Source organism: Streptomyces sp. NPDC039430, from assembly GCF_055639435.1.
The window spans coordinates 69,089-82,153 of record NZ_JBVKAK010000022.1 but is presented as its reverse complement, the minus strand read 5'-3'; the positions used below and the strand labels follow the sequence as shown (position 1 = coordinate 82,153).

General features: G+C 72.1%; 13 protein-coding genes. 8 read left to right on the top strand and 5 right to left on the bottom strand.

The features are described 5' to 3' along the window. Nucleotides 1-76: 76 nt before the first annotated feature. Genes ACZ7LS_RS33965 through ACZ7LS_RS33945 form a run of 5 tightly spaced genes read left to right on the top strand, consistent with a single transcriptional unit; the run spans nucleotide 77 to nucleotide 5,549 of the window. Nucleotides 77-679 carry a hypothetical protein gene (locus ACZ7LS_RS33965; RefSeq protein ID WP_382516434.1) on the top strand — a complete coding sequence of 201 codons (603 nt, stop codon included), beginning with the start codon at nucleotides 77-79 and terminating at the stop codon, nucleotides 677-679. Further along, a complete protein-coding gene (locus tag ACZ7LS_RS33960; RefSeq protein ID WP_382516437.1) occupies nucleotides 676-1,365 on the top strand; it encodes an ABC transporter ATP-binding protein in 690 nt (229 codons plus the stop codon). Before ACZ7LS_RS33965 ends, ACZ7LS_RS33960 begins: the two co-directional genes overlap by 4 nt. Beyond that, nucleotides 1,362-2,060: an ABC transporter ATP-binding protein gene (locus tag ACZ7LS_RS33955; RefSeq protein ID WP_385133708.1), complete on the top strand. Its 699-nt coding sequence runs from the start codon at nucleotides 1,362-1,364 to the stop codon at nucleotides 2,058-2,060. The genes ACZ7LS_RS33960 and ACZ7LS_RS33955 overlap by 4 nt, the downstream gene beginning before the upstream one ends. Continuing rightward, on the top strand, nucleotides 2,057-4,729 hold the full coding sequence (locus tag ACZ7LS_RS33950; RefSeq protein ID WP_385133711.1) for an ABC transporter permease: 2,673 nt from the start codon (nucleotides 2,057-2,059) through the stop codon (nucleotides 4,727-4,729). Before ACZ7LS_RS33955 ends, ACZ7LS_RS33950 begins: the two co-directional genes overlap by 4 nt. A gap of 55 nt (nucleotides 4,730-4,784) precedes the next feature. Beyond that, nucleotides 4,785-5,549, top strand: coding sequence for a response regulator transcription factor (locus ACZ7LS_RS33945; protein WP_382873059.1), 765 nt, complete (start codon nucleotides 4,785-4,787; stop codon nucleotides 5,547-5,549). Nucleotides 5,550-5,627: 78 nt separating this feature from the next. On the opposite strand, the gene ACZ7LS_RS33940 is transcribed toward ACZ7LS_RS33945, so the two are convergent. Beyond that, entirely contained in the window at nucleotides 5,628-6,299 is a 672-nt protein-coding gene (locus ACZ7LS_RS33940) for a TetR/AcrR family transcriptional regulator (RefSeq protein ID WP_382665081.1), read from the bottom strand. Between the two features lie 77 nt (nucleotides 6,300-6,376). On the opposite strand from ACZ7LS_RS33940, the gene ACZ7LS_RS33935 reads away from it, so the two are divergent. Continuing rightward, nucleotides 6,377-7,003 carry a class I SAM-dependent methyltransferase gene (locus ACZ7LS_RS33935; protein WP_382516452.1) on the top strand — a complete coding sequence of 209 codons (627 nt, stop codon included), beginning with the start codon at nucleotides 6,377-6,379 and terminating at the stop codon, nucleotides 7,001-7,003. Between the two features lie 92 nt (nucleotides 7,004-7,095). Here ACZ7LS_RS33935 and ACZ7LS_RS33930 read toward each other — a convergent pair whose 3' ends face one another. Together ACZ7LS_RS33930 and ACZ7LS_RS33925 are read right to left on the bottom strand one after the other, a co-directional pair. Then, nucleotides 7,096-8,463: a sensor histidine kinase gene (locus ACZ7LS_RS33930; RefSeq protein WP_385133715.1), complete on the bottom strand. Its 1,368-nt coding sequence runs from the start codon at nucleotides 8,461-8,463 to the stop codon at nucleotides 7,096-7,098. 81 nt (nucleotides 8,464-8,544) lie between these two features. Then, nucleotides 8,545-9,222: a response regulator transcription factor gene (locus ACZ7LS_RS33925; protein WP_382516458.1), complete on the bottom strand. Its 678-nt coding sequence runs from the start codon at nucleotides 9,220-9,222 to the stop codon at nucleotides 8,545-8,547. A gap of 277 nt (nucleotides 9,223-9,499) precedes the next feature. Here ACZ7LS_RS33925 and ACZ7LS_RS33920 point away from each other — a divergent pair, with 277 nt between their 5' ends. After that, on the top strand, nucleotides 9,500-10,726 hold the full coding sequence (locus tag ACZ7LS_RS33920; RefSeq protein ID WP_382665078.1) for an AbrB family transcriptional regulator: 1,227 nt from the start codon (nucleotides 9,500-9,502) through the stop codon (nucleotides 10,724-10,726). A gap of 654 nt (nucleotides 10,727-11,380) precedes the next feature. Here the strand turns inward: ACZ7LS_RS33920 and ACZ7LS_RS33915 are convergent. Then, nucleotides 11,381-11,563, bottom strand: coding sequence for a hypothetical protein (locus ACZ7LS_RS33915; protein ID WP_382665077.1), 183 nt, complete (start codon nucleotides 11,561-11,563; stop codon nucleotides 11,381-11,383). 378 nt (nucleotides 11,564-11,941) lie between these two features. Here ACZ7LS_RS33915 and ACZ7LS_RS33910 point away from each other — a divergent pair, with 378 nt between their 5' ends. Continuing rightward, nucleotides 11,942-12,214 (top strand): hypothetical protein, encoded by a 273-nt coding sequence (locus ACZ7LS_RS33910; RefSeq protein ID WP_385133718.1) that lies wholly within the window; start codon nucleotides 11,942-11,944, stop codon nucleotides 12,212-12,214. A gap of 10 nt (nucleotides 12,215-12,224) precedes the next feature. Here the strand turns inward: ACZ7LS_RS33910 and ACZ7LS_RS33905 are convergent, their stop codons facing one another. Then, a complete protein-coding gene (locus ACZ7LS_RS33905; RefSeq protein ID WP_382516470.1) occupies nucleotides 12,225-12,722 on the bottom strand; it encodes a DUF6328 family protein in 498 nt (165 codons plus the stop codon). Between the last annotated feature and the right edge of the window lie 343 nt (nucleotides 12,723-13,065).

Sequence of the window (13,065 nt, the reverse complement as noted above, 5' to 3'; positions counted from 1 at the left end):
TCTTACCGGCCGGTGCCTAGCGTCACGGCAACGGCAGTCGGCCTCACTCGTGACACTCGTGAAGGGCACCACGATCATGCGACGCACCCTCGCTCTCTCCCTCGCCGCTCTGGCACTGACCGCGGGAGGTGTCGCGGGCTGTGGCGGCGGCTCCTCGCCGGGCGGCGGACCATCGAACGGCAGCACCGGCGCGCCGGCTCCGGCCGAGTCCAATCCCGCCGGTGACATCCCCGACGACCAGGCGTTCGTCACCTACACTCCACCGGCCGGCGGCTTCACCGTCAAGGTGCCCGAGGGCTGGGCGCGCGGCACCAGCGGCGGTTCGACCGTCTTCACGGACAAGCTGAACAGGATCGAGATCGCCGCCGTCGACACACCCGCGCCGCCATCCCCCGCGTCGGTGACGGCGAAGACGGTGCCGGTTCTGCGCCAGAAGGTGCCCGCCTTCTCGCAGGAGAAGGCGTCGACGGTCACCCGCCACGCGGGACGGGCCGTACTGCTCACCTACCGGGGGGACAGCGCACCGGACGAGGTGACCGGCAAGACCGTCCACGACGCCTTCGAGCGGTACACCTTCTACCACCAGGGCCGGGAGGTCGATCTGACGCTGTCCGGGCCGGTCGGCGCCGACAACGTCGACCCCTGGCGCATCGTCTCCGATTCGCTGAGGTGGCAGTGACCACCGCGACGGCCCCGGACAGGCCGGGGACGGACGCGCTGCGGGCCAAGGACCTGTACCGGTTCTACCGGTCGGGAGAGGAGGAGACGCTGGCGCTGCGCGGGGTCGACCTGCGCGTCCGGTACGGAGAGAGCGTCGCGGTCATCGGGCCGTCCGGCTCCGGCAAGTCGACGCTGCTCGCCTGCCTGGCCGGGCTGGACGAGCCCGACGGCGGCGTCGTACACGTCGGCGGGGAGCGGATCAGCCACCGGCCCGAGGCCGAGCGGGCCCGGATGCGCGCCCGCCGTATCGGGGTCCTGTCGCAGTCCGGAAATCTCATCGCCCATCTGGACGTCCGTGCCAACATCCGCCTCGCCCGCGGAGCCACGCCCGGTACGGCCGGCCAGTCGGTCGGCGAACTGCTCGACCAGGTCGGGCTGGGTCACCGTGCCCGCGCCCTGCCGCGGGAACTGGCCGGCGGCGAACTCGCCCGCGCGGGACTGGCCGTGGCCCTGGCCAACGACCCGGACATCCTCCTCGCCGACGAACCGACCGGTGAACTCGACGGGGCGACGGAACAGCGCGTCCTCCGCCTGCTGCGCTCCCGCGCCCTGGCGGGCGGCGGGGTGCTGCTGGTCACCCACAGTCCCGAGGCCGTGAAGATCGCCGACCGGGTCATCACCCTGCGCGACGGGAGAGCGTCATGAGCACCGGCGATCTGCTGGTCGACTGCCAGGACGCCGCCCGTACCTTCGGCAGCGGGCCGGCCGCGGTCGTGGCCGTGCACGGGGCGACCTGCCAGGTGCGCGCCGGGGACCGGATCGCGGTGACCGGGCCGTCCGGCTCCGGCAAATCGACCCTGCTGCATCTGCTCGCCGCCCTGGAGACGCCCACGGCCGGCACGGTCGACCGGCGCGGTGCCGGGGCGGGCGGGACCGGGGTCGTCTTCCAGGGGCCGAGCCTGATCCCGGCCCTCGACGTGGCCGAGAACACCGCACTCCCGCTGGTCCTGGCGGGCGTCCCCGAGGACGGGGCACGACGGCGGGCACTGGACGCCCTGACCCTGGTCGGCGCCGCGGATCTGGCCGGCAAGCTGCCCGAGGAGATCTCGGGCGGCCAGTCGCAACGCGTCGCCGTCGCACGGGTGCTGGCCCAGCGCCCCCGCCTCGTTCTCGCGGACGAACCCACCGGCCAGCTGGACCACACGACCGGTCAGCGCGTCATCGACGTCCTCATCGCCGCCGCCGACGAGATCGGCGCCGCGCTGGTGGTCACCACCCACGACCCGGCGGTTGCCGAGCGGTTCGGCGAACGGTGGGAGATGCACGAAGGCCGGCTGCGACCCCGGCACGGTCCATCCGCGGGAGCCCGGGAAACGGCACACACGGAAGAAACCTCATGACTGCCACCAGCACTGTCACCACCTGGGTGGGCGGCCTGTTCCGCCACCACACCGGCCGCCTGTCGGCCACCATGTCCGGCATCGCCCTCGCCGTCGCTCTCGTGGCCTCGCTCGGCTCGTTCCTGACAGCGTCGAAGACGACCATGACCGACCGGGCCGTCAGCTCGGTCGCGGTGGACTGGCAGGTCGAAGTCCAGCCGGGCAGCGACCCGGAGACGGTACTGAACACCGTACGGACCGCGCACGGCGTGCGCGACGCGCAGAGCGTCGGCTTCGCCCGCAGCACGGGCTTCCGGGCCACCGGCGGCGGCAGCGTTCACGACACCGGACCCGGCGTCGTGCTGGGCCTGCCGGACACCTACCGGAAGACCTTCCCGCGCGAGGTCCGCCAGCTCACCGGCGCGACGTCCGGGGTACTGATCGCCCAGCAGACCGCGGCGAATCTGCGCGTGGGCCCCGGGGACACGGTCACCGTCAATCTGCCGGGCGCGAAGCCCGCCCAGGTGAAGGTGGCCGGCGTGGTGGACCTGCCGCAGGCCGACTCGCTGTTCCAGAAGGTCGGCGCGCCTCCGCAGTCCCAGCCCAGCGCGCCGCCCGACAACGTACTGCTGCTGCCGTCCCGGATGTTCGACACCCTGACCGCGCCGGCCAAGGCGGCCGACCCCGCGGCCGTCACCACCCAGATCCATCTGACCCGCGACGCGCCGCTGCCCGCCGACCCCGCGGCCGCCTACACCTCGGACGCCGCCGCCGCGCGCAATCTGGAGGCCCGCACCACCGGCGGGGGCGTGGTCGGCGACAACCTCGGCGCGTCCCTCGACGCGGCCCGGCAGGACGCGCTGTACGCACAGATCCTGTTCCTCTTCCTGGGCGTACCCGGGGCGGTGCTGGCCGCGCTGCTGACCGCGGCCGTCGCGGGCGCCGGGGCCGATCGGCGGCGCCGTGAGCAGGCCCTGCTGCGCACCCGCGGGCTCCGTCCGCGTCAGGTGGCCGCTCTGGCGGGCGCCGAGGCGGCCGTCATCGGGGTGACGGGCGGGCTGCTGGGCCTCGGTATCGCGGCCGTGGCGGGCCGGATCGCCTTCGGCACCGCCTCGTTCGGGGCGAGAGGGACCTCGGCCGGCGGCTGGTTCGTCCTCGCCCTGGTGCTCGGACTGCTGGCCGCGGCGGGCGCCGTCCTCGTCCCCGCGCTGCGTGACCTGCGCGGCGGTACGGTCGCGGAGGCACGCCGCGTCGTCGGCCGGGCACGCTCCCCGTGGTGGCTGCGGTACGGCGTGGACCTGATCCTCCTCACCACCTCGCTTCTCGTCTTCCGGGCGTCCAGCGGCAATCAGTACGCACTCGTCCTCGCCCCGGAAGGGGTGGCGAGCATCTCGGTGTCGTACTGGGCCTTCCTCGGCCCCGCCCTGCTCTGGTTCGGCTCCGCCCTGCTCCTCTGCCGGCTGACGCTCCTGGTGCTCGCCCATGGACGGCGGTTCGTGGCCCGGCTGACGCGTCCGCTGACCGGCACCCTCGCCGGGACGACGGCGGCGAGCATGGCCCGCCGCCGGCGCCCGCTGGCCCGCGCAGTCGTGCTGCTCGCACTCGCCATCGCCTTCGCCGCGTCCACCGCGACACTCAACTCCACCTACCGGCAGCAGGCCGAGGTCGACGCCCAGCTCACCAACGGCGCCGACGTCACCGTCACCGAATCCCCCGGCGTCAGCGTCGGCCCGGACGGGGGGAGCGCCCTCAAAACGGCGGGTGTACGTCACGTGGAACCGCTCCAGCACCGGTTCGCCTATGTCGGCGCCGACCTCCAGGACCTGTACGGAGTCCAGCCGGCGAGCATCGCGTCGGCGACCTCCCTCCAGAACGCCTACTTCGTCGGCGGCACCGCCAAGAGCCTCATGCACAAGCTCACCGCCCGCCCCGACTCGATCCTGGTCAGCCAGGAAACCGTCAAGGACTTCCAGCTCAGCCCCGGCGACACCCTGAATCTGCGGCTCCAGGACAGCCGTACGAAGTCGCTGCGCACCGTCCCCTTCCACTACGAGGGAGTCGTCAAGGAATTCCCCACCGCGCCCAAGGACAGCTTCTTCGTGGCGAACGCCTCGTACGTCGCCAAGGCCACCGGCAGCGACGCGATCGGCGCGTTCCTGCTCGACACCTCGGGCACCGGCCAACAGCGTGTCGCCGCCGAACTGCGCCACCGGCTGGGCACGAGCGCGACCGTCACCGACATCACGCGGACACGCGCCACCGTCGGCTCCAGCCTCACCTCGGTCGACCTGGCCGGGCTCACCCGTATCGAACTCGGCTTCGCCGTGCTGCTGGCCGCCGCGTCCGGAGGCATCGTGCTGGCACTCGGGCTGGCGGAACGGCGCCGCACGTTCGCGCTGACGACCGTCCTCGGCGCCACCCGACGCCAGGTGCGCGGACTCGTCCTGAGCGAGGCGGTCGTCACGACCGTCGGCGGCCTGGCGGGCGGAGCACTCATCGGCTGGGCCCTGTCACAGATGCTGGTGAAGGTCCTGACCGGCATCTTCGACCCGCCACCCGCGACGATCGCCGTCCCCTGGGGCTATCTGGCCCTCACCGCGGGGGCCGCGGCCGTGGCGATCGGCGCCTCGGCACTGAACGCCGCCCGGCGCTCCTCCCGGCCGCCCGTCGAAGAACTGCGGGACCTGTGAGAGCCCCGGAACAGCGCCGGAACCACACGGGCGGGCCGCGCCTATGCTTCGGGGTATGAGCCCGCCCGCACTCCACGAGGCGACCCGGGTCCTGGTCGTCGAGGACGACGACACGATCGGACGCCATCTGGACGCCGGACTGCGCGGTCACGGTTACGGCACCACCTGGTGCCGGACCGGACGGAGCGCGCTGGCCGAGATCCGGACGCGCGTCTACTCCATCGTGCTCCTGGACCTGGGACTCCCCGACACCGACGGCGTCGACATCGCCCGCACCCTGCGGGCGGACTTCCCCGACACCCTGATCGTCATCCTCACCGCCCGCGGCGACGAGATCGATGTGATCGCCGGCCTCGACGCCGGGGCCGACGACTACCTCGTCAAACCCTTCACCCTCAGCGTCCTGCTGGCACGGCTGCGCGCGCATCTGCGCCGCAGACCGCCGGCATCCGGCCGGAGCGAGCGACCGATCCGCCTCGGCGACCTCACCGTGGACACCACCGCCCGGCGCTGTCTGCTCGCCGGGCGGGACATCACCCTGCGCCCCAAGGAGTTCGAACTCCTCGCCGTCCTCGCCCGGCACGCGGGCGCCGCGGTGTCCCGCGAGACGCTCATGGCCCAGGTCTGGGACGAGAACTGGTTCGGCCCCACCAAGACACTCGACGTCACCCTGGCCTCACTGCGCCGCCGCCTGCACCAGGCAGCGGCCGACACGCCCGGCACCACGCACCTGCCGGCGATCACCACACTGCGCGGCCACGGCTACCGGCTCGAACGCCCGGAGCCGGGGTCCGGGGCGGAACAGGGCGCGGGCGGCTGAGAGGACCGCGCCGACCGCCCTGACGCACAGCGGCCGCGGCCACCGACCCTTGGGCGACATTCACCGAGGGTCGGTGGCCTACTCGCGATCGGCGCCGTGATCAGCGCAGAGCTGGGCGGTGAGGGCCGCGCGGGCCCACTCCTCCCAGGCCTCGGGGGACCAGCCCCGGTCGCGGACGAAGATCAGGTACAGCTCCGGGCTGAGCAGTCCGTACAGCAGGTCGGCCGCGCGGGCGGTACCGACGCCGGGGCGGGCGTCGGGCTTGGCGGTCAGTGCCTCCGCCGCGGCGTGCTGGACGGTGTAGCGGGGATCGGGGCCGGCAGGCCACTGCGCGGCGATCTCCGGGTCCGTGGCCGCCGCGGCCGCGATCAGCGGCATGATCGGGGCGACACGGCCGAGGATGTCGCGTACCCCTCGTACGTGGGCGCGCAGTTGCCCGGCCCCGGTGGGCTCGGCGCACGCGGCGCGGAACCAGTCGCGGTCCATCGTGGCGACCGGTTCGACGTCGCCCGCGATGGAGGTGTCGACGACGTCCTTGAACAGCGCGCGCTTGTTGCGGAAGACGAAGTACACGGTCTGGACGGCCACTCCCGCGCGATCCGCGACCTCCTGAAGGCTTGTCGCGCCGTACCCCTGCGCGACGAACAGGTCCCGCGCCGCCGCGACGATCTTCTCGCGGGTGCGCCGCGAGCGCTCGGCCCTCTTGTCGGGGCTCTTGACGTTTCTGCCGGATCCCTTGACTGCGTCCATGACGGGAGTCTATCTCTAGAGTCAACCACTAGAGTTCGCCACTAAGGTTGGACTCTAAGTTCTTGGAGGGGGAAGTGATGAGTGAGACCCGGACGGCTGTGGAGCTGGATCAAGAGGCCGCTGTGCGCCGTGAGTTGGAGGACTTCTACCGGGAAGGCAAGCCGCCGTGGGACAGCGGTGTCACGCCGCCCGAGCTCGTGGCGTCGACAGAAGGGCCCGGCGCACTGGCTCCGGGGCGGGCCCTCGAACTCGGCTGCGGCACCGGGACGAACGCGGTGTACCTGGCCCGGCACGGCTGGCAGGTGGCGGCCGTCGACCTGGTCGACCGCGCGGTCCGGCAGGCGAGAGAGAAGACCGCCGCGGCCGGAGCGGACGTCACGGTGCTGTGCGGGGACGCCACCCGACTCGACGAGGTGGGCGTGCCCGGCCCCTACGACCTGTTCTTCGACCTGAGCTGTTACTGCGGGATTCCACCGCACCGCCGCGACGCCTACGCGGCCGGCCTCACGAAGCGTGCCGCCCCCGGCGCACGACTGCTGATGTTCGGCTACGGGCCCGAGGCGTTCCCCGACCCGATCTCCGGCGTCACCGCCGACGAACTCGGCGCCCGGTTCACCGGGTGGCAGCTGGACGAGGTGACACCCGGCACGAACCCGGTCCCGACGTTCTGGTTCACCCTGCACCGCACCGCCGCCACGGCATGAGCCCAGCCACACCGTGAGCGGATCCGGGTCACGGGCGGCCACGTCGGCGAACCGTCCCCGTGATCGCCGCGCACCGTCGAGTGTGTTCGCTGTCAGTCCGGTCGGCCCGCCGGCGGCAGACGGATCACCAGGCGGGCGCCGCCCAGGCCGCCCTCTTCCACCGGCGGGTCCTGATCGGCGTGGATGGTGCCACCGTGGGCGGTGACAATGGTGGCGACGATGGCGAGACCAAGGCCCGAGCCGCCCGCTTCACGGGAGCGGGCCTCGTCGAGGCGGGTGAAGCGTTCGAAGATCCGGGTGCGGTCCTCGGGCGGGACGCCGGCTCCGTCGTCGCTGACGGTCAGTTCGACGCTGCCGCCGTGTTCCGCGAGGGTGACCCGCACCTGACGAGCCGCGTGGCGGCGGGCATTGTCGAGGAGGTTGCGTACGACGCGGCGCAGGGCCTCGGCGTCTCCCCGTACGCGGCCGGCCGAGACCCCGCGGGCGTCGACGCGGGCTCCCGTCAGGCCGTGCTGCCGGCGGACCTCGGCGAGTACCACCTCGTCCAAGTCGACGACGGTGTGCGGCCGGCGCGGGGCGGGATCCTCACTTCTGGCCAGGGCCAGCAGATCTTCGACGAGACCGTGCAACCGCTCGGTGTCCTCCAGCAGTGCGCCCGCCACCAGGGGGTCGCGCTCCGGATCGGGATAGCGCGCCAGCACCTCCAGTTGCGCGCGGATCGCGGTGAGGGGGCTGCGCAGTTCATGCGCGGCGTCGGCGATGAAGCGGCTCTGGGCGGCGGAGGCCGCGTCGAGCCTGGCGAGCATGTCGTTGAGGGTGACCGCCAGCGCGTGGATCTCGTCCTGGGAGTCGGGCAGGTCCAGACGGCGGTGCAGGTCCGTGGCGCTGATGTCGGTGGCCTGGCGGCGCAGCGTATCGACGGGGCGCAGGGTGCGCCGGGCCGTCAGGGAGATCGTCCAGGCCACCAGGGCGACCAGCACCGGAATGCCGATGGCGAGCGCGGTGACGAGGCTGGAGAGCGTGCGCTCCGACTGGGCCAGGGAGACGGCCGCGACGATCGTGGCCGGGCGTCCGTCGACACGGACCGGCCGGGCTCTGACGCGGAAATCGCCTCCGTCGGCGATTCCCGCCAGGTTGTGCAGCGTCATGGGATGGCCGTCGAGAAGCCCCGAGGGCAGCGGATGAGGGAAACCGCTGCGGCTTCCGGGGCGGACTTCGGAGTCGGAGCTCGCGAGCACGCGTCCTGAAGTGTCCAGTACCTGCACCACGTCCGCCTCGCCACCGGTCGAGGGGATGAGACCGCGCAACCGGCCGTGCTCGGCCAGGGAGGAGACGTACGAAACACGCTCGGCGGCGATGGCGTCCAGGTCATGCCTGGTGGAGTACTGCAGGGCGAGGAGGAGACCGACGCCGGCCAGGATCGTCGCCGCGGCGACGATCGAGGTGGCCCACAGGGTCACCCGGGAACGCAAGGTCAGCCGTCGCCCGGCGAGGGGCCACCGGACGGGGGGTGTACGCGGGCGGAGACGGCGCCAGGGCATTCAGCCGCCCTTCCCGTCCAGCCTGTAGCCCACGCCGCGCACGGTCCCGATGGCGGCGCGCCCGAAGGGAGCGTCGATCTTGCGCCGCAGATAGCCGATATACACCTCGACGATGTTCGGGTCGCCCTCGAACCAGGCGTCCCAGACCTCGGCGAGGAGTTCGGTCTTGCTCACGACCGTGTCGGAGCGCTGCAGCAGATATTCCAGCAGGGCGAACTCACGCGGAGTGAGTTCGAGCAGGCTGTCGCCCCGGCCACAGCGGTGGGCACCGGGATCGAGCCACAGGTCGCCGGCGGTCAGCACGGCGGGGCGCTGGGGGGCGCTGCGGCGGAGCAGCGCGCGGACGCGGGCCAGCAGCACCACGAACGAGAAGGGCTTGGTCAGAAAGTCGTCGGCGCCCAGGTCGAGCGCGTCGGCCTCGTCGTACTCGCCGTCCTTCGCCGTCAGGACCAGTACGGGCGTCATGACATCGGAGGAGCGCAGTGTCCGGCAGACGTCATAGCCGTTGCGTCCGGGCAGCATGAGGTCCAGCACGATCACCGCGTACTCGTTGCGCCGTGCGAGGAGCAGCCCCTTTTCGCCGTCCTCGGCGACGTCCACACCGAAACCCTCGGCGCGCAGCCCTCGCTCGACCGCGGCGGCGATGTGCGGTTCGTCCTCGACCACCAGTACCCGCACCCGGATCTCCTCGTGCGTCGATCGGTGGGCACCGGCAGGAAGGCCGATCACCCCTTCCCGAGCGTGCCGATCATCCCTTCCCGAGTGTAGGGAAAACCGAGGCCAAGGGCCCTTTCTGCTGGTCGGCCCGCGCACTCTCAGTGTGCTCTCAGGCGCGCCTCAGCATGCGCTCAGGCGCTCTCAGCGGCCGCACAGGCCGGACCCCGCACCGTGGAAACCCGCGACGCCCGCGGGCCCGAACCGCGAGACCTGTCACTCCACGGCGAAAGGCGGCACTGTGACTCCGACGTCCGTGCACGAGCGGGAGAAGAGAGATACGCGGGAACTCCCGCGGGCCCCCGCGCCGACACCGGCCGGCATCCCCCCGCGTTCCCTGCCCGCGCTGCGCTGGGCACTGATCATCGCGGGCGGGTACGCGGCCGGCGCCGTGGGCTCTGCCCTGGGTGTTCCCTCGCCGTATCTCCTGGCCTCCTTGCTGGTGGGCGCCGTCCTCGCGCTGTCGGGACGGGTCCGCGACCGCCTTCCCGGACCCGCGAACCGGACGTCCCAGGCACTGGTCGGCGCGCTCATGGGCAGCCATCTGACGTCCTCCGCCCTGATGGCGGCGGCACCGTCCGCACTGCCCCTCACCGCGGTCACGGCGGCCACGATCGGACTCAGCGTGGCCATCGCGTGGTTCCTCGCGCGCAAGGGACGGATCAGCCGCCCGACCGCCGTCCTCGGCATGATGCCGGGCGGCTCAGCCGGGATCGTGACCTGCGCCGATGAACTCAAGGCCGATGTACGGCTCGTCGCCTTCAACCAGTATCTGCGCGTGGGGCTCGTCGCGACGACCGCGCCGCTGCTCGCCCACTGGATGGCCGGCGGCTCGTCGTCGGGGCCGGCCGGCGGCGGGGGAGCGGGGTCCTGGCCGGGCCCCGGCCTGTTCCAGCTGGTCGCGGGGCCGGACCAGCTGACCGGTCTGCTGACGCTCGCCGCCGTTGCGGTGGCCGGCATCCTGGCCGGGCGCCGGCTGCGCCTTCCCACGCCCGCGTTGATCGGGCCCATGCTCGTCGCACTCGTCGCCACCATGAGCGGTGTCATCCCGGCATTCGCACCGGCCGGAATCCTTCAGGACGTCGTCTTCGTCCTCGTGGGCATGGACGTCGGGGTGCGCTTCACCCGCGACACGCTCCGGCGCGTACGGGGACTGCTGCCGTCGATCCTCGCCGCGATGACGGCCGTGTGCCTCGGCTGCGCCGGAATGGCGTGGATCTTCGCCAAGGCGACGGGCACCCCGCTGATGGACGCCTATCTGGCCACCACCCCCGGAGGGATCAACGCGGTCCTCGCCGCGGCGGTCTCCTCCCACGGGGATGTCGCCCTGGTCTCGACCGTGCAGAGCCTGCGGCTCCTGGTCGTGATGCTGCTGACGCCCATGATCATCCGACGGCTCACGCCGGACCGGCCGAAGCCCGCCGGAAACAAGGCGCCGGCGGGGGACCGGAGCCGTGTCCGGCGCTGAGCGTCGCACGGCCGTGTACGCGTCGACAGCATGGCGAGCTCGTCGCGGACGTGCTGGCGGTCTTGTGGGAGCCGGGCGAAGGCGCCTCCCGACCGGGTTTCCGCTGTCGGAAGGAGGAGGGGACGAAGGTTCTCGGCGTACGGTCCCGGGCTCGCCTCGCGGCGGCGACGAGCGCCTTCAGCACGGGGGATGCCCGCCACAGCTTGCGGAACTCATGGGATTTCAGTCCCGCCGTCCGTGCGGCGGTGTCCCAGTCCGCACCGCGGCTCATCGCCAGCACGGCGACCCGGAGCACCGCGGGCGTCGTGTGCCCCTGGGGCTCGACTCCGTGCGTGCGGGCCAGGGCGGCAGCCGCTTCCATGGCGGAGTTGAAGGCGAGGTCCTGCTGGAGCCGGCTGTCCAGAAGGTGTTCCGGCACGCCCGCCCACACCGCGGCGGCCTGTGGCCCGAGGCCCCGTGCGGTGGCCTGCACGAGGCCGGCCATCCGCGCGAGGCGGTCGTCGCACGCGTTCGGCAGCCCGCCCAGCGCCGCCGCCGGCGTCTGCTCGGCCTCGCCGCCCTCGGCCAGCCAGCTGATGGCGTGCTCGGCCCGCTGGGCGGTGTCCTACTCCGGCGGATCCGGGGCGGGGAAGGGCTGTGGATGCGGCGCGTACATCAGCTGTCCGCCTCCCGCGTGCCGGCGAACGCGCCGGGGAGAGCGACCGGGCCGACCGTGCGGGTCCGGTCCGGGACGAGATGGGCTGCCGCGGTCACCGCGACCGCGGTGGCGAGGAGTGCGGCCAGGACGATGCCGGGTGTGGTGTCGACCGGCAGCGGAATGACCGAGGCGGAGTTCATCGCTGTCCCCGTCGATGGCTGAGGCGACGCCGGGCCCGGCCCGGGGGATCAGCGCCCGGACCGGCCCCCGGCCCGGTGCGGTTCGGCGGTCGGCTGGGCCTCGGTCCCCTCGCACGGTCCCGTGAGGTTGTTTCCGCACACCTCGGTGGCGAGCGCGGGGCGAGAGCCGGCGGACATGGAAGCCTCGATTCACGTGACAGGGACGACTGTGCCCGGACACGTCGAGCCGGGGTCCCAGTGGAGTCCACATCGATGTAGTCAGTCAGGAAAGGCTGACCTAACCCAGCGCCTCCGGCGAGCTTTTCCTGTGCCGGGATGCGCGTGTCCGCGCCCGGGGTGACGGTGGAACGGAGAGTTCACTTCGACCCGGGAGTTGTCATGATCAAGATGCTGCACGAGAAGGGCCTGCGGAGCGAGCACATGTACACGGCGGGAGTCGTGTCGATAGGGCTCGCGATCGCCTCGTGGATGGGATCCATGAGGTACGAGCCGACGGGCGGGCTGGATCGCGCCGACCGGTGGGGAATCTTTGTCGGTGAGTGGGCGCCCACCTTCTTCTGTATGGGGTTGGCTCTGTCGCAGTACGAGCAGACGGAGGAGGAGAAGCAGATCCTGCGGGAGGAGGTACCGCGCGATCTCTCAAGCCTCTGAAGCGCGCGTCTCATGGAGTGGTGTGGCGGTGGCGGGCCCACAACGGCAGCACAAACCAGCTGGCCAGGTACCAGGCCATCACACCGGCGACCAGCCACGGTACGAAATGATCGTGCGTGGCCACACGGAGGACGAGGAAGAGCGCCGACGTCATCGTCGCCAGCAACAGCAACAGGCCGGTGAACGTGAGGCGCGAGGCCCATTGCACAGCCGCCGGCTTGATGCGCCGTCCCGAGACGATCCGGTGGAAGGACACGGGACCGATCAGCGCCCCGGTCGCCGCCGCGCCGAGGACAACGGTCACGATGTAGATCGTCTTGTCCGTCTGCTCCAGTTGCTGGTAGTGGGGAGTGAACACGACGGTCAGCAGGAAACCGAACAGGATCTGCACGCCGGTCTGAGCCACCCGCACTTCCTGGATGAGTTCGCCCCACTTACGGTCCGCCTGCTCCTCCGCGGTCTCGTCGCGTCCCCTGTCCGCCGACGCCTCCGCCGCGCTGTTCGGCATCCGCTCCCCCATCCACTCGCCAGCCCGTCGCGTTCACGCGGGCTGTTTGTCGGATCACCTGGCCCTACGGGCCCGCGGTGGCGCCTGCCGTCACATCGTCGAGTCGAGAGGAGGCGTGCGGCACCGCGATGATCTGCCATCACGTTGACGGTGCCTCTAGTACCCGCGTTCGAGTCGTACACGCCGGTCGGCGCGGGAGGCGCTTCCGTTCGAGGCGGGCCGAGCGCCGGCGCCGTTCCGACGTGGTCGAGGGGGACGACCGTCCCCGTGATCTCCTGGGGATCAGACGAACAGCGAGCCGCGCATGGCTCCCTGTTCGTCACCCGCTTTGCTCAGCTGTACT